Raw genomic sequence first — 16,785 nt, 5'->3', positions numbered from 1 at the left:
AGGCCTTGAACGCGCCGGCAATCCGCCGGACGCTGTCCGTCAGGGCGCCGACCGGCGCTCGATGATCTCGTAGGCGCGCAGCATGCCGGCGATGCGGGCGTGTTCGAAATCGAGATACAGAGGACTGTCCTGCCGGTAGCGCACGATGCGCTTGCCGGCGTGGAAGATGCGCAGGCTCATCTCCCAGCCATGCTGCCCCTCAATTGCGATGACGCGGATATCGTAGTCGCGATACCGGGCGTGGTGGATCTGTTCGCGGTCGTTGAGGAGCCGGCGGCCATACAGCCGCAAATCACTGCGCGGACACATCATGCCTCCTGCACGCGCTGCGCGCCGCGTCGACGTCCCGCACCCAGCACCAAGACGAAGAACAAGGGGACGAACAGCACCGCCAGCACCGTGGCACTGACCATGCCGCCGAACACGCCCGTACCGATGGCGCGCTGCGTCTCCGCGCTTGCGCCCGAGGCCAGCATCAGCGGTACCACGCCCAGCGCAAAGGCCAGCGAAGTCATGAGGATGGGCCGCAGCCGCAGCACCGCCGCCTTGATGGAGGCCTCCACCAGGCCCGCCCCTTCAGCCCGCAACTGGCGCGCGAACTCGACGATGAGGATGGCGTTCTTGGCCGAGAGCCCGATGACGGTAATCATGCCGACCTTGAAGAAGACGTCATTGGGCATGTCGCGCAGGATCACCGCTGCCACCGCACCGGCCAAGCCCAATGGCACCACCAGCATGACTGCCAGCGGAATGCGCCAGCTCTCATACAAGGCCGCCAGCACCAGGAACACCACCAGCATCGACAAGGCCATCAGCATCGGTGCCTGGGCCGCCGACAGGCGTTCCTGCAGCGACTGGCCGGTCCACGCCACGGCAAACCCGGGCGGCAGTTGCTGTGCCAGCTTCTCCATCTCGGCCATCGCATCGCCACTGGCCACGCCGGGCGCGGCACTGCCGGAGATACGCACGGCCGGGAAGCCCTGGTAGCGCTGCAATTGGGTCGGCACCAGCTGCCATTGGGCTTGCACCACTTCCGAGAGCGGCACCATGCCGCCGTTCTGGTTGCGGACATACAGCTTCATCAGATCGTCAACCTGCATGCGCGACTGCGCCTGCGCCTGAATGATGACCTGCTGCATGCGGCCCGCATTGGGGAAATCATTGACGTAAAAAGACCCCATGGCCGCCGAGAGCGTATCGCTGATGCTGGCAAAGGAAACGCCCAGCGCGGCCGCCTTGTGGCGATCCACATTGAGCTGCAGGCTCGCACCCGGCGGCAGGCCGTCCGAATAGACGCCGGCCAGCTTGGGGCTGTGTGCGGCCAATGCCAGCAGCTGCGCTTCGGCCGCCTTGAGCGCGGCGTGGCCCTGGTTGGCGCGGTCCTGCAGCCGCATGGCAAAGCCGGAAGAATTGCCCAGCTCCTCGATGGCCGGCGGCAGCAGGCTCATCACCATACCGTCCACGCCGTTCTCCATGGCCGCCTGCGCATGCTGGGCCTCGATCGCTGCGGTGGACGCCTTGCGCTCTTTCCAATCCTTCAGTTCGGTGAAGGCCATTGCCGCATTGGGACCGGAACCGGAGAAACCGAAACCCAGCACCGACAGGTTGGCGCCGATATCCTCGCGCGTTTTCAGATAGCGCTCGAACTGATCCACCGCGCGCGCCGTGCGCTCGGTGGTGGCATCGGCCGGCAGCTGGAAGCTGGTCATGAAATAGCCCTGGTCTTCTTCCGGCAGGAAAGCCGAGGGCAGCGCCCGCCAACCCAGCACCAGCAACAGTGACAGCGCCCCATAGAGCAGCATCATGCGCAGCCCGCGCGCGATCACGCGGCCCAGCAGCGATTCGTAGCGGCGCGTCAGGCCCGCAAAGGCACGATTGAAGGCACCGAAGAAGCCGCGCTTGTCGTGATGGCCGGGAGCGACCGGTTTCAACAGCGTGGCGCAGAGGGCCGGTGTCAGGCTCAGCGCCAGGAACGCCGAGAACAGGATCGATACCGCCATGGCCAGCGAGAACTGCCGATAAATCACGCCCACCGATCCCCCGGCCAGCGCCATGGGGATGAAGACAGCGGTCAGCACCAGGGTGATGCCGATGATGGCACCGGTGATCTCCCCCATCGCCTTGATGGTGGCCTCGCGCGGCCCCAGCCCCTCCTCGGCCATGATGCGCTCGACGTTTTCCACCACCACGATGGCGTCATCGACGATGATGCCGATGGCCAGCACCATGCCGAACATGGTCAGCACGTTGACCGAGTACCCGGCCACCAGCATCACCGCCAGCGTGCCCAGCAGCGCGATGGGCGCGACGATGGCCGGGATGACGGTATAGCGCACGTTCTGCAGGAACAGGTACATCACCAGGAACACCAGCACCATGGCCTCGATGAGGGTCTGCACCACTTTCTGGATGGAGATCTTGACGAAGGGCGCGGTGTTGTAGGGCAGCGAGAACTGCATGCCCTGCGGCAGGCTGGGGCGCAGCTCTTCCATGCGCGCCTGGATCGCCGCGGCCGTGCGTACCGCGTTGGCGCCGGGCGAGAGCTGTACGGCGGCCACGCCCGCAGGCTTGCCGTCTTCACGGTTGGAGAAGACATAAGATTGCGCACCCAGTTCGACCCGGGCTACATCACCCAGAAGTACGCGCGAACCATCGGACTTGGCCTTGAGCACGATGGAAGCGAACTGGTCCGGCGACTGCAACTGTCCTTGTACTGTCAGGGGAACTGCGATCTGCTGGCCCGGTACAGTTGGCGTATCGCCCAGGCGTCCGGGAGCGATCTGTGCGTTCTGCTGGCTGATCGCTGTACTGATATCTGTCACGGTCAATCCGTAGGCATTGAGCTTGAAGGGATCGATCCAGATCCGCATCGCCTGCTCGGCACCGAACAGTTGCACGCGGCCTACGCCGTCGACGCGGCGCAGCTCTTCGACGATGTTGCGGGCCAGGTAATCGTTGAGGCGGATTTCATCATGGCTACCGTCCACCGAGGTCAGGCTGACCATGAGCAGGAAACCCGAGGCCGCCGACTCCACGGTCACCCCGTTCTGGCGCACCGTTTGCGGCAGGCGCGCTTCGATGGCCTTGAGCTTGTTCTGTACGTCGACCTGGGCCAGTTCCGGATCGGTACCAGGCTTGAAGGTCACGGTGATCTGGGCGCTGCCCGAGGTATCGGCCGAGGATTCGAAATAGAGCAGGTTCTTCACGCCCGACAGCTCGCGCTCGATCAGGCTGATGACGCCGTCGTTCATGGTCTGCGGCGTGGCGCCCGGATAGGTGGCATTGATCGTCACGCTGGGCGGGGCCACGGAGGGATAGCGGGCAATGGGCAACTGGCTCATGGCGATGACGCCGAAGAGCACGATGAACAGCGCGACCACCCAGGCAAAGATGGGGCGGTCGATAAAGAAGCGGGGCATGCAGGAACTCCATCGGGGGAAACACGCGAAGGACAGCACCTGTCGGTCGCCCCCCGGCATTTTTGCCGCGCGGGCTGCCCGACAGTACAATCGCGAGCGAAGGCGGAGTCTGGGCCATGCGCGTGAGGTTTGCGCGATACAACGATGGAGTTTTGATGGAGGAGGCAAGAATGGCGGCAACCCAAGTGAAAGCCAGCGAGGCCGCACCGGCCACGGGCGCGCTGATCCTCATCGCCGAGGACGCACCCGAGATCGCCGAGATCCTGGCCGCCTACCTGGCCCGCAGCGGCATGCGCAGCGTGCACGCGGTCGATGGCGCGCGGGCACTGGAGCTGCATCTCTCGCTCAAGCCGGACCTGGTGCTGCTCGATATCCAGATGCCGCAGGTCAATGGCTGGCAGGTGCTGGCGCAGATCCGCCAGCGCGACAACACGCCGGTCATCCTGCTCACCGCGCTGGACCAGGACGTGGACAAGCTCACGGGCCTGCGCATCGGTGCCGATGACTACGTGGTCAAACCGTTCAACCCGGCCGAAGTGGTCGCGCGCGTGGAAGCGGTACTGCGCCGCAGCCTGCCGCGCGAGGAGCGCGAGGACCGCCGCATCCTGCGCGTGCCGCCCTTGGTGATCGATTTCGAACAGCATGAGGCGGTTGCTGAGATCGATGGCGTGAGCCACACCCTGGTGCTGACCCTGACCGAATTCAAGCTGCTGGCGCAATTGGCGCGCTCACCGCGACGGGTGTTCAGCCGTGCCGAACTGCTGGCCACTTGCCTGCCCGAGGGCGACACCCTGGAACGTACCGTCGACAGCCACGTCAGCAAGCTGCGCAAGAAGCTGGAAGACCTCGGACTGGCCGGTATCCCGGTGAGCATCCGCGGGGTCGGCTACCGCTTCCAGCAGGGCGGCTGAGTGCGCCAACCTGGTATCTCCCAATGAAACCCGGCATCGATCTCCTGACCCTCTGGCGCGGCAAGGGACTGGCGCGCCAGATCATCAGCTCCGTCGCCATCCTGGCGCTGACCATCATGCTGATGGTGCTGCTGGGGTCCTACGCGTTTTATTCGACCCTCTTCATCTTCCTGCCCACGGCACTCTCCGCGCCGGACAGCTGGCTGCCCTCGCCCGCCGAATGGGGCTGGATCGTGGTGACCACGCTCATCGGCGTGGCCATCGCGGTGTGGGTCGCGATCCGGCTATCACGGCGCATCCTCACGCCCTTGAATTCGGTGGCCACCAGCCTGCGCCGCGTGGCGCAGGGCGACCTGGCCGCGCGCGCGGCGGCAGAGCGGCAGCCGCTGGATGAGGCCTCGCAACTCATCAGCGACTTCAATGCCATGGCCGAACGGCTGGAGCGGGTGCAGCAGGAACGCGTCTTCTGGAACGCCGCGATTGCCCACGAGCTGCGCACGCCGGTGACCATCTTGCGCGGACGTTTGCAGGGCCTGGCCGATGGCGTGTTCCAGCCCGACCCGGCGCTCTTTGCCAGCCTGCTGGTGCAAGTGGAGGGATTGGGCCGCTTGATCGAGGACTTGCGCATCGTGGGACTGGCCGAGAGCGGCCACTTGCGCATCCAGTTGCAGCAGACCGATCTGCGCAAGGAGGTCATGACGGTACTCAAGGCCTGCGAATCGGCGCTGCAGGAAAAAGGCTTTACGGTGACCCTGGCACTGGCCGCGCAGGTCTCGGTGTGCGATCCGATCCGCATCCGCCAGGCCTTGCTGGCCCTGCTGGAAAACGCCCTGCAACACGCCACGCCCGGCCCCTTGCGCATCGCGACCATGCAGCGCGACGGCCAGCAGTGCCTGCGGGTGGAAGACAGCGGGCCCGGCCTGGCGGCGGCCGATGCGCAGCGCATCTTCGAGGCGTTCCAGCGCGGCCCGCATACCGGGGAGGCGGCGGCCAAGGGCAGCGGGCTGGGATTGGCCGTGGTGCGGGCCATTGCCAGTGCGCATCATGGCACGGTCCAATGCCAGCCCTCGGGAATGGGCGGCAGCTGTTTCGAGTTGCGCTGGCCCGGTTGAAGCCGGATGTGCTATTTTCTTCATACTAGTGCTTGTTCCCATTCAATCTGCGAGTGCGATTGAAAGGGAACAGGCCCTGGGGCCACATACAACATGACAAGGCCGGCAAGGCCAAGGGGGGCAGGATGCGGCGACTCGATACAGCGATGGCGCTGGCCATCGCGTTCTTGCTGAACTTTCATACCTTATCGCACGCGGAAGAAACGCGGACCGTCACACTGGGCCTGAGCGCCTGGATCACGCAACCTATTGTGCAGAGTGCCTGGCATGGGGCCGAGCTGGCGGTGGAGGATGCCAACGCCCTGGCCGCCAGGAAGAAATCTTCATGGCGTTTCCGCTTGCTGGCCCAAGATGACCAGGGGACGGCCAATTTCGGCGTCAATGTCGCCCGTTACTTCATCAAGGAAAAAGTCACTGGCGTGCTCGGCCCCTGGAGCAGTGATGCCGCCATGGCCACGGCCGAGCTGTACGAGGCGGCACGCATCCCGCAGATCAGCTTTACGGCCGGCACCAGCCAGTGGACCAGCCAGGGCAACCGCATGCCGTTCCGCGTCGTGGGTGGCACCACCGAAGTGGGAGCCACGATGGCCGAGGTGGTGACCAATACCTTGAAGGGCAAGCGCGTTTTCGTGGTCCACAATGATTCGGCCTACAGCAATGCGCTCACCGACGAACTGACCTCGCGCCTGGTCAACCGGCCCGGGCTGACGGCCACGCGCTACCTGGTCGGCCGGCGCAGCACCGACTTCAATGCCACGATCAAGGCAGCCAGCCAGTATCAGGCCGATGTGCTGGTGTTCCTGGCGCTGTTTCCCCAGGCGGCGGCCTTTGTGGAGGAAGTCCGACGCTCAGGACTGGACGCCAAAGTCTTGCTGGTTGGCGGAGCCAGCAGCCTGTCCTTCGGCCAGGCCGAGATGCCGCAGGCCTACGTGCTGGAATACGAACTGGCGCGTGAGCAGTGTCCTCGCTGGAAGGCCTTCACCCAAGCCTATGTGCGGCGCTACGACGCCCCGCCCAGTCCCTACTCCTACTACGCCTATGACGCGGCCAGCGTACTGATCGCCGCCATCCTGCAAAGCGACTCGACCGACGGCGAAAAGATTGCGGCCAGCTTGCGCCAGATACGCCATGCGGGGCTGAGCGGGCCGATCAGTTTTGCTGCCGGCGGCGCCAATGCGGCGCCGCGCTTCCGGCTGTATCAGTACCAGAACAAGGGGCAATGGCGGCCGGCGGGGGTGTTTCCACCAGGGGCGGGACAGAACGAGAAATGCCTGTGAATACGATGCGCCCATGAAAAAGGCCCGTTCCATGCAGAACGGGCCTTTTCTCCCTTTGGTACGGCAGGGGCTGGCGGATCAGAAGGGGATATCGTCGTCCATGTCCGAGAAGTTCGGTGCCGGGCGCTGGGCCGGCTGCTGGCGCGGGGCGCCGCCTCCTGCTGCACCACCACCGGCGCTCTGGCGCGGGGCACCGCCGCCGTAGCTGCCGCCACCGCCGCCGCCACCGTAGCCGCCTTCATCCATGCCGCCGCCACCGCCGCCGGCGCCTTGGCGGCCGCCCAGCATCTGCATGGTGTCAGCGATGATTTCGGTGGTGTAGCGCTCCACGCCTTCCTTGTCCTGCCACTTGCGGGTCTGCAGGCGACCTTCGACGTAGATCTGCGAACCTTTCTTCAGGTACTGGCCGGCGATTTCAGCGAGCTTGCGGTAGAAGGTGATGCGGTGCCATTCGGTGAGCTCCTTCTTTTCGCCGGTGTTCTTGTCCTTCCAGCTTTCGGTCGTGGCGACGGCGATGTTGGTGACGGCTTCGCCGTTGGGCATGTAGCGGGTTTCCGGATCGCGCCCGAGATTGCCGACGATGATGACTTTGTTGACCGATGCCATTGTTTCTCCTGAATACGTTTAGGCTGTTGCACCCGCCGCCTGCGCAGCGCGGCGCGGCAGGTTTTTCATGTTAGCCGCGATTATAAGCCAGGTCAGCGTGAGGACGGCTGACAAGAGAAACACAGCGGAATTCCCCACATTTTGTTTGAGCCAGCCCCCGAAGGCGCCGCCACAGGACAATCCCAGCGCCTGCAAGGTGTTGTAGACACCCAGCGCCGCGCCCTTGGCAGCCGGCGGCGCAATGCGCGACACCAGCGAAGGCTGGGCCGCCTCCAGGATGTTGAAGGCGACGAAGAACAGGAACAGCAGCGCCACCAGCATCCACACCTGCGCCAGCGGATGCGAGAGCACCGCCCAGAAGCCCAGTTGCACCAGCAGCATGAGCCCGATGGCCCCGAGGAAGACCGGTTTCATGCGGCCATATTTCTCTGCCACGAAGATCGGCGGCAGCATCAGCACGAAGGACGCCAGAACCACCGGCAGGTAGATCTTCCAGTGCTCCCCCAGCGGGATGCCGGCCAGTTGCACCAGGGCCGCCGGCACCACCATGAACATGGCGACCTGGGTCAGGTGCAGCGTGAACACGCCAAAATTGAGCCGCAGCAATTCAGCATGGCGCAACACCTCGGAGAGCGACACCCGGCGCGCCTGCACCATCGGTGCGGCCGGAACCACCCACACCACCACCGCGATGGCGATCAGCGACAGGATGCCCGTCAGGCCGAAGATGCCGCCCATGCCGATGGACTTGTAGAGCAGCGGCGAAGCCACCATCGAGACCGCAAAGGTCACCCCGATGGAGGCACCGACCATGGCCATGGCCTTGGTGCGGTGTTCCTCCCGGGTGGAATCGGCGATGAAGGCCGTGATGGCCGCCGAAATCGCACCCGAGCCCTGCAGTGCGCGTCCGATCAGCAGCCACAGCACGCTCTGGGCGCCGGCTGCCACGAAGGAACCCAGCGCAAACAGCAGCAGCCCGATGACGATGATGCGCTTGCGTCCGTAGCGGTCGGAAGCGATGCCGTAGGGAATCTGGCCGCAGGCCTGCGCCAGGCCGTAGATGCCCAGGGCGATGCCGACCAGGGTGTCGCTGTCGCCGCCGGGCAGGCTGTGCGCATGGACTGCGAACACCGGCAAGACCAGGAACAGGCCCAGCATGCGCAGGGAAAAAATGGAGGCAAGGGAAACGCTGGCGCGCACCTCGGCGCGCGACATGCCGGATTTTTCAGGCTGTGCGGTGGAACGGGTGTTGTGGGACATACGGTTCGTGGCTGGCGTTGGCGGCTGCCCGGCCTCGCGGGAAACCCGGCCGGGGCAAAAGACGTATGGTAACAGGATAGTCCGGCCGACCGGCAGCGCCGGTCCACCCCGCACGGTCCCATCCTGCGGGATTGACGCACTTCCCTGTCCTGCGTCAACTTCCTTGCGCTGCTGGCCCGCCGCCGGCGTAGCGAGAATGACGCGATTCTTTACAACATTCCTGACAAACCTGTCATTTTGCACACACATTGTGCCAAAATATTGCATTGCTCATTTTTTCTGCAGTGCTCATAACAGCCGCCCAGCTTCCGTCCAAGGAAGAATTCCGTGAGGCAATAATTTCGCCAAGAAAAAGAAGGCAATCACGCGTCAGGGGGGAGAAGACCAGGACGCAGAGGATGGCGAAGAAGCCGGCCAGCACTGATCACGGTGCCAGCCGTTGACGCACGTGCATTCCCTGTCTTCCCGGTTTTCAGTTTTTTGTTTGTTGCGCGAGCAGCATGGATTGCTCGCATCCGGTTATTCACCATGTACTTATTCGATTCGCTCTCTGAAGGCAAGACGAGCACCCTCATTCCTGCGCACTCGCCAGCGACCCCGGGCAAGCGCGCGCTCTCGCCGCGCCTGGCCTGGCTGTTGCTGGTCCTGGTGGGGGCGGCATGGCTGCTGCCCGGCATCTTCGGCCACGGCCCGTGGAAGCAGGACGAAACGTATTCCTTCGGCATGATCCATCACATGCTGGTGTCGGGCCACTACCTGGTGCCAACCAATGCCGGCCAACCCTTCATGGAAAAGCCGCCGCTGTACTACTGGACGGCGGTGATCACGGCCAAGCTGTTGCACCCGCTCTTGCCCTATCACGACGGGGCGCGCCTGGCCTCCGTGTTCTACAACCTGGTGACGCCGGTCTTCGTAGCCCGCATCGCCAAGATCATGTGGCAGCAGCACAGCCTCATGAGCCTGCCGGTACTGGCTACCCTGGCGCTGTTTGCCGGATCGCCGGGCATGGTCAAGCACGCCCACGACATGTTCACCGACGTGGCCCTGGTGGCCGGCGGCGCCATGGCGACCTACGGCCTGCTGCTCATCGCCTTGAATGAGGAACGCAATACGCCCTCCTGGAAGGCCGCCTTCTGGTTCGGGCTGGGGGTCGGCATCACGCTCATGAGCAAGGGACTTTTCGTACCGCTGACCTTCGCCGCCACCGCCCTGGCCGTCGGCATCCTGGTCCCGGCCTGCCGGCGGCGCTCCTATTGGAAGATGGTCGGCGCAGCCGTGCTGGTTTCGCTGCCCTTTTTCGTGATCTGGCCAGCGCTGCTGGCCCAGCATTCGATGCCGCTGTTCATGGAGTGGTTCTGGGATAACAACGTCGGCCGCTTCTTCGGCTTCTCCGTCCAGAAACTGGGGTCGGACAACGACCATACCGTGATCCTGCGGGCACTGGCCGGTTTCGCCCTGCCCGTTTCCCTCCTGGCGCTGCTGGCACTGAGCTCCGGCGACTGGCGCCAGGCCGGTACCTCGCGCGTGGCCGTGCCGCTGGCCTTCGGCGCCATCAGCCTGGCGGTGCTGCAAAGCTCGGCCACCGCGCGCCAGCTCTACCTGCTGCCGGTCCTGCTGCCGCTGGCCATGCTGGGGGCGCGCGCCCTGCCCCGCCTGCCGCAGCGGCTCCACCTGGTATGGGACTGGTTGTCGCGCCTGCTCTTCGGCACCCTGGCCGTGGGGATCTGGGCCATCTACCTCGTTTCCACCAGCCCGGCCGACCAGCACCAGGCCATCAGCTTCATGGGCAAATGGCTGCCGCTGGACTTCGTCACCCCCGTCTACCCCTTGGCCTTGCTGGCGGCCGGCGCCATGAGCGCGCTGTGGATCGTCTCGCTGGGCCTGCTCAGTCGCGCGGGCCAGTGGCGCGGCGTCTTTTCCTGGTTCGGCGGCATGACCCTGATGTGGGGCCTGGCCTTCACCTTGCTGATGCCCTGGGCCGACTACGGCAAGAGCTATGAATATGTCTACACCGACCTCAACGCCAGGATAGCGCCGCTCTGGCAGGAGGGCGACTGCATGGCCAGCCAGGCGCTGGGCGAGTCTGAGGCGCCGATGCTGTTCTACTACACCGGGATCCTGCACCAGCCCGTGGTGGGACACGCCCGCACCCGCTGCCGCTGGCTGATCCAGGAGATGCCCGAAGCCACCAGGCGTCCGCACGGCCACTGGGTCCTGTTCTGGGAGGGCCGCCGCGATGGCGACCAGGGGCAGTTGTTCAAGGTCTACCAGCGCGCCCCCTGAAGACGCATTGCCAATCCATCAAGAACATCCATGCCGGCCCCGGGCCGGCTTTTTCTTGCCCGTTCGCGCCGGAAACTTCACTTCAGGATGCCTGTAGCGTCGATTTCCTGCGGCATTTGCGCTGCACCGGCAAGCCTTTTTCCACTGTCGCGCTTTCAATTCGCGCAGGCATGCCCACATGGGTGATCTGCCGCTGCAGCCCCGCCTGCCGGCCATTCGCAGTCCTGTTATAGTTACATGTTGTCCCCATCGCTGCTCCGCACAACGCGCTATCGCTTATCGGCTGATCGCACGCGGGGGCAGGCAACCCCTAGCTGAAGGCATCCATGGAAGAAATTCGCATTCGCGGCGCACGCACGCACAATCTCAAGAATATCAACCTAGACCTCCCCCGCAACAAGCTCATCGTCATCACTGGCCTGTCCGGTTCGGGCAAGTCGTCGCTGGCCTTCGATACCTTGTATGCCGAAGGCCAGCGCCGCTATGTGGAGTCGCTGTCGGCCTACGCACGCCAGTTCCTGCAGCTGATGGAAAAGCCCGATGTCGACATGATCGAGGGCCTGTCCCCGGCCATCTCGATCGAGCAGAAGGCGACGTCGCACAACCCGCGCTCCACCGTCGGTACCGTCACCGAGATCCACGACTACCTGCGCCTGCTGTACGCCCGCGTCGGTACGCCTTATTGCCCGGACCACCCCGAGCATCCCCTGGAGGCGCAATCGGTCTCGCAGATGGTCGATGCCGTGCTGGCGCTGCCGGAAGACACCAAGCTGATGATCATGGCGCCCGTGGTAGCCAACCGCAAGGGCGAACATGCCGACCTGTTCGAGGAGATGCAGGCCCAGGGCTTCGTGCGCTTCCGCATCCAGAGCGGCACCGGGACGGCCAAGGTGTATGAAGTCGATGACCTGCCCAAGCTGAAGAAGACCGAGAAGCACACCATCGACGTCGTCATCGACCGCGTGAAGGTCAAGGCCGAGATCAAGCAGCGTCTGGCCGAGAGCTTCGAGACCGCGCTGCGCCTGGCCGATGGCCGCGCCATTGCGCTGGAAATGGACAGCGGCAAGGAACACCTGTATTCCAACAAGTTCGCCTGCCCCATCTGCGGCTATTCGCTGCAGGAACTGGAGCCGCGCCTGTTCTCCTTCAACAACCCGATGGGCGCCTGCCCGGAATGCGATGGCCTGGGCCACATCGAATTCTTCGACCCCAAGCGCATCGTAGCCTTCCCCAACCTGTCGCTGGCCTCGGGCGCGATCAAGGGCTGGGATCGCCGCAACCAGTTCTACTTCCAGATGTTGACCAGCATCGCCGCCTACTACGGCTTCGACCTCGATGTGCCTTTCGAGCAGCTCGACGACAAGGCCCAGCAAGCGGTGCTCTACGGCTCCGGCCGCCAGACCATTCCGTTTGCCTATGTCAACGAGCGTGGCCGCACGGTGGTCAAGGAGCACACCTTCGAAGGCGTGGTCAACAACCTGCAGCGCCGCTATCGCGAAACCGATTCGATGGCGGTCAAGGAAGAGCTGGCCAAGTTCATCAACGAAAAGCAGTGTCCGTCCTGCCACGGCGCCCGCCTGCGGGTGGAAGCGCGCTATGTGAAGGTCGGCAGCGGCAAGCAGCAGCGTGCCATCTACGAAGTCGCTGCCACGCCGCTGCGCGAGACCCTGTCCTTTTTCGAGACCTTGAAGCTGACCGGCGCCAAGAAGGAAATCGCTGACCGCATCATCAAGGAAATCGTCTCGCGCCTGACCTTCCTCAACAACGTCGGCCTGGACTATCTCTCGCTGGAACGCAGCGCCGATACGCTCTCGGGCGGCGAAGCCCAGCGCATCCGCCTGGCTTCGCAGATCGGCTCGGGCCTGACCGGCGTGATGTATGTGCTGGACGAACCCTCCATCGGCCTGCACCAGCGCGACAACGACCGCCTGATCGATACCCTGAAGCACCTGCGCGACATCGGCAACACCGTGCTGGTGGTGGAACACGATGAAGACGCCATCCGCACCGCCGACTACGTGGTCGACATGGGCATTGGCGCGGGCGTGCATGGCGGCGACGTGATCGCCCATGGTTCGTTGCCGGACATCCTCAAGAACAAGAAGTCGCTGACCGCCAAGTACTTGAACGGCTCGCTGGAAATCGCCGTGCCCAAGAAGCGCACGCCCTGCGATGAATCGCGCATGCTGACCATCACCGGCGCCACCGGCAACAACCTCAAGAATGTGGACCTGGAACTGCCGGTGGGCCTGCTGACCTGCGTGACCGGCGTCTCCGGTTCGGGCAAGTCGACCCTGGTCAACGACACGCTGTACCTGTCGGCGGCACGCCACCTGTACGGTTCGCAAACCGAACCGGCCGAGCACGAAGCCATCGGCGGACTGGAACACTTCGACAAGGTGATCGCCGTGGACCAGGCTCCGATCGGCCGCACGCCGCGCTCCAACCCGGCCACCTACACGGGCCTGTTCACGCCGATCCGTGACCTGTTCGCCACCGTGCCCATGGCCAAGGAACGAGGCTACAGCGCCGGGCGCTTCTCCTTCAACGTCAAGGGCGGCCGCTGCGAGGCCTGCCAGGGCGATGGCGTCATCAAGGTGGAAATGCACTTCCTGCCGGACGTGTATGTGCCTTGCGATGTCTGCCACGGCAAGCGCTACAACCGCGAAACGCTGGAAGTGCAGTACAAGGGCAAGAACATCACCGAGATCCTGGACATGACGGTGGAAGACGCGCACGAGTTCTTCAAACCCGTGCCGCTGATCGCGCGCAAGCTGCAGACCCTGCTCGATGTAGGCCTGGGCTACATCAAGCTGGGCCAGAGCGCCACCACCCTCTCGGGCGGCGAAGCGCAGCGCGTGAAGCTGTCGCTGGAATTGTCCAAGCGCGATACCGGCCGCACGCTCTACATCCTCGATGAGCCGACCACCGGCCTGCACTTCCACGATATCGACCTGCTGCTCAAGGTGATCCATCGCCTGCGCGACCAGGGCAATACGGTGACCATCATCGAGCACAACCTGGACGTCATCAAGACCGCCGACTGGATCATCGACCTCGGTCCCGAAGGCGGTGCCGGCGGTGGCCGCATCGTCGCCGCGGGCACGCCTGAGGACGTGGCCAAGAATCCGGCCAGCGTCACCGGCAAGTACCTGGGTCCGCTGCTGAAGAAGAAGTCGAAGCAAGAAAAATAAGTCCGGACTTGCGCACGCGCAAACGATACAGAATTGCTGCCCATCTGTATCTTGCGCTGCGCCGGCCATGGCATACAGTCATGCACCTGGCCGCCATCCGGCGCACAATGAAGGCTCGCCCGTCCGCCATGGACGCGCTGCCGTGCAACCCCGAAAGTCCATCATGTCGAACCCGCTGTCACCCGCCCAGGTCGCTTTCTTCCGCGAACAGGGCTATCTCCTGCTCCCGGGCATGGTCCCTGACGCCCTGCGCGAACGCCTGCTCGCCGTTACCCAAGATCACCTGCAACGCGCGGTCGCGCCCCTGGAATACGAAGCCGAGGTCGGCTATGAAGGCGCCCCCGCTTCGCTGGAAGCCGAAGGAGGCCGCACGGCGCGGCGCCTGCGTGCAGCCTGGCAGCGCGATCCGGTGTATCGCGAATGGGCCGCCGATGCGCAACTGGTGGCCATGCTGCACCAGCTGTTCGAAGAACCGGTGTGCCTCACGCTGGCCCATCACAACTGCATCATGACCAAACACCCGGCCTTCGGCACGGCCACCGGCTGGCACCGCGACATCCGCTACTGGTCCTTCCCGCGCAATGAGCTGATTTCGGTGTGGCTGGCGCTGGGCGCGGAAACGCCGGAAAACGGCGCACTCAAGTTCATCCCCGGTTCGCACAAGCTCAAGCTGCAGCCGCAACAGATGGACGAACTCGATTTCCTGCGTCCGGACGTGCCCGCCAACCAGGCCCTGTTCGAGCAGGGCATTGCGCTGTCGCTGGCGCCGGGCGATGTGGTGCTGTTCCATAGCGGCCTGTTCCATGCCGCTGGCCGTAACGATAGTGACCAGGTGAAGTGTTCGGCAGTGTTCGCCTATCACGGCAAAAGCAACCCGCCCTTGCCGGGCACGCGGTCGGCGGCGTCGGAGGATGTGGCCCTGGACAGTTGAGCCGACCGTACTGGTCGATCAACTAGCGGTGCACCGGTAAGGTTCAGGGCACTGGGCCGGAACAGTCGGGCGACTGTTCCGGTGAACTGTCCGCTGCAGCAAAGCCGTAGCGGACAGGCCGGGCCGGATCAGCGCAGCAGCAGGCTGCCCTTGGCCGGCAAGGAAGGAGTGGCAGGAGCGGCCATGCTCTGAGCGACCGGTATCCCGGCCACGCTGCCACCACCGAGTCGGAAGACACTGACCGCCTCCGACAGGCGCGCCGCCTGTTCCTGCATGGATTGCGCAGCGGCAGCGGCCTGCTCCACCAACGCGGCGTTCTGCTGCGTGGTTTCATCCATCTGCGTGATGGCGTTGTTGACTTCCTCGATGCCCTGGCTCTGCTCCTGCCCGGCCGCGCTGATGTCGGTGACCACTTCGCTTACGCGCTGCACGCTCCTGACCACTTCATCGATGGTTTGTCCGGCCTGTGCCACCAGGGCGCTGCCGGTCCCCACGCGGGCGACCGAGTCATCGATCAGGACCTTGATCTCCTTGGCCGCTGCCGCCGAACGCTGGGCCAGCGAACGCACCTCGGAGGCCACCACCGCAAACCCGCGCCCCTGCTCCCCGGCGCGCGCCGCTTCCACGGCGGCATTCAGGGCCAGGATGTTGGTCTGGAAGGCGATGCCATCGATGACGCTGATGATGTCGACGATCTTGCTGGAGGACTGGTTGATGGAACTCATGGTGTCGACCACCTGGCGCACCACATCGCCTCCACGCACCGCCACTTCGGAAGCGGAATGCGCCAGCTCCTTGGCTTGCTGCGCGCTGTCGGCGTTGTGGCGCACGGTGGAGGTCAGCTGTTCCATGGCGGAGGCGGTTTCTTCGAGTGCGCCGGCCTGCTGTTCAGTACGCGAGGAGAGATCGAGGTTGCCATGCGCGATCTCGCTGGAGGCCGTGGCAATGGTGTCCGTGCTCAGGCGCACCTGGCCGACGATGCCCTGCAGGTTTTCATTCATCTGCCGCAGCGCCTGCATCAGCTGGCCGGTTTCATCCTGGCTGTGCACGTCGATCTGCTGGGTGAGATCGCCGGCGGCCACCGCTTGCGCCACCGTCACGGCTCGCTGCAAGGGACGCGAGATCGCCCGCACCAGCAGCACACCCATCAACAATGCCACGAACAGGCCCGCCGCCATGGCCACGCCCATCACTACCAGCAAGGTCTGGTAACGCTGCTGCGCCTGCTCATGCAGCTCACGGCCGACATTGCGCTGCAAGTCCATCAGCTGGGCCAGCGTGGCATGGGCATCCGCATAGAGCTTGAGCATGACGCCGCCATACAGCTCGATGGCGCCCTGGAAGTCACGATTACGCAGGGCTTCGGCCGCAGGCTTGATGCCCTCGGCGACAAACTTCTGGCGCTGCGGCACGAGCTTGTCCAGCAGCGCTCGCTCCTCGCTGGTGAGCTGGGTCTCCTGGTATTGCTTGAGGACGGCATCGTTGGCCTTGATGGCTTTTTCGATGCGGTCCATGTTGGCGTCGATGTCGCCGGAGTCTCCCACGATGGACGTGGAGATGCCATTGCGCGCGGCATCGAGCGCCGCCGACATGCGTTCGAGCTGGGAGAAGGCCACCAGGCGATCTTCATAGAGCGAGCGCATCTGCGCATTGGTCGAACGCAGGCCCACCAGTCCCAAGACACCTGAGGCGACCAGCAGCAACGCCAAAAAGCCGATGACGAAAATCAGGCGAGCCCTGATGGTTAATTTGCTGAACATGTTCCTCCCGGACTTCACTTTTGTTTTCTCTA

At 64.4% G+C, this 16,785-nt stretch carries 11 protein-coding genes; 6 read left to right on the top strand and 5 right to left on the bottom strand.

The features are described from left to right. Positions 1–39: 39 nt before the first annotated feature. Both FYB76_RS14760 and FYB76_RS14755 read right to left on the bottom strand, forming a co-directional pair. Complete coding sequence (locus FYB76_RS14760) at positions 40–309, bottom strand: hypothetical protein (RefSeq protein ID WP_154134127.1); 270 nt, start codon at positions 307–309, stop codon at positions 40–42. Further along, positions 309–3,419 carry a multidrug efflux RND transporter permease subunit gene (locus FYB76_RS14755; protein ID WP_154134126.1) on the bottom strand — a complete coding sequence of 1,037 codons (3,111 nt, stop codon included), beginning with the start codon at positions 3,417–3,419 and terminating at the stop codon, positions 309–311. The genes FYB76_RS14760 and FYB76_RS14755 overlap by 1 nt, the downstream gene beginning before the upstream one ends. Before the next feature lie 170 nt (positions 3,420–3,589). On the opposite strand from FYB76_RS14755, the gene FYB76_RS14750 reads away from it, so the two are divergent. The 3 genes from FYB76_RS14750 to FYB76_RS14740 all read left to right on the top strand — a co-directional run bounded on the left by FYB76_RS14750 (position 3,590) and on the right by FYB76_RS14740 (position 6,719). Then, entirely contained in the window at positions 3,590–4,330 is a 741-nt protein-coding gene (locus FYB76_RS14750) for a response regulator (RefSeq protein ID WP_154134125.1), read from the top strand. 23 nt (positions 4,331–4,353) lie between these two features. Beyond that, the gene (locus tag FYB76_RS14745; protein ID WP_154134124.1) at positions 4,354–5,442 is read left to right on the top strand and encodes an ATP-binding protein; all 1,089 of its coding nucleotides are present in this window, start codon (positions 4,354–4,356) and stop codon (positions 5,440–5,442) included. Between the two features lie 125 nt (positions 5,443–5,567). Beyond that, positions 5,568–6,719, top strand: a complete 1,152-nt coding sequence (locus FYB76_RS14740; RefSeq protein WP_229296974.1) for a branched-chain amino acid ABC transporter substrate-binding protein — start codon at positions 5,568–5,570, stop codon at positions 6,717–6,719. Between the two features lie 78 nt (positions 6,720–6,797). Here FYB76_RS14740 and ssb read toward each other — a convergent pair whose 3' ends face one another. Beyond that, positions 6,798–7,325 (bottom strand): single-stranded DNA-binding protein, encoded by a 528-nt coding sequence (ssb, locus tag FYB76_RS14735; RefSeq protein ID WP_154134123.1) that lies wholly within the window; start codon positions 7,323–7,325, stop codon positions 6,798–6,800. An 18-nt stretch (positions 7,326–7,343) separates the two neighbouring features. Continuing rightward, entirely contained in the window at positions 7,344–8,540 is a 1,197-nt protein-coding gene (locus tag FYB76_RS14730) for an MFS transporter (protein ID WP_370516353.1), read from the bottom strand. Positions 8,541–9,113: 573 nt separating this feature from the next. Here FYB76_RS14730 and FYB76_RS14725 point away from each other — a divergent pair. The 3 genes from FYB76_RS14725 to FYB76_RS14715 all read left to right on the top strand — a co-directional run bounded on the left by FYB76_RS14725 (position 9,114) and on the right by FYB76_RS14715 (position 14,993). Next, positions 9,114–10,868, top strand: a complete 1,755-nt coding sequence (locus FYB76_RS14725) for a glycosyltransferase family 39 protein (RefSeq protein ID WP_154134121.1) — start codon at positions 9,114–9,116, stop codon at positions 10,866–10,868. Positions 10,869–11,194: 326 nt separating this feature from the next. After that, positions 11,195–14,062, top strand: coding sequence for an excinuclease ABC subunit UvrA (gene uvrA, locus FYB76_RS14720; RefSeq protein WP_145607307.1), 2,868 nt, complete (start codon positions 11,195–11,197; stop codon positions 14,060–14,062). Between the two features lie 163 nt (positions 14,063–14,225). After that, positions 14,226–14,993 (top strand): phytanoyl-CoA dioxygenase family protein, encoded by a 768-nt coding sequence (locus FYB76_RS14715; protein ID WP_088756099.1) that lies wholly within the window; start codon positions 14,226–14,228, stop codon positions 14,991–14,993. A gap of 128 nt (positions 14,994–15,121) precedes the next feature. Here FYB76_RS14715 and FYB76_RS14710 read toward each other — a convergent pair whose 3' ends face one another. Next, a complete protein-coding gene (locus FYB76_RS14710; protein WP_154134120.1) occupies positions 15,122–16,753 on the bottom strand; it encodes a methyl-accepting chemotaxis protein in 1,632 nt (543 codons plus the stop codon). Positions 16,754–16,785: the final 32 nt, after the last annotated feature.

It is taken from the genome of Herbaspirillum sp. CAH-3, from assembly GCF_009668275.1.
Taxonomy (GTDB): Bacteria; Pseudomonadota; Gammaproteobacteria; order Burkholderiales; family Burkholderiaceae_D; genus Herbaspirillum; species Herbaspirillum aquaticum.
Note: the sequence above shows the minus strand (reverse complement) of the source record. Positions and strands in the feature narration are given on the sequence as shown.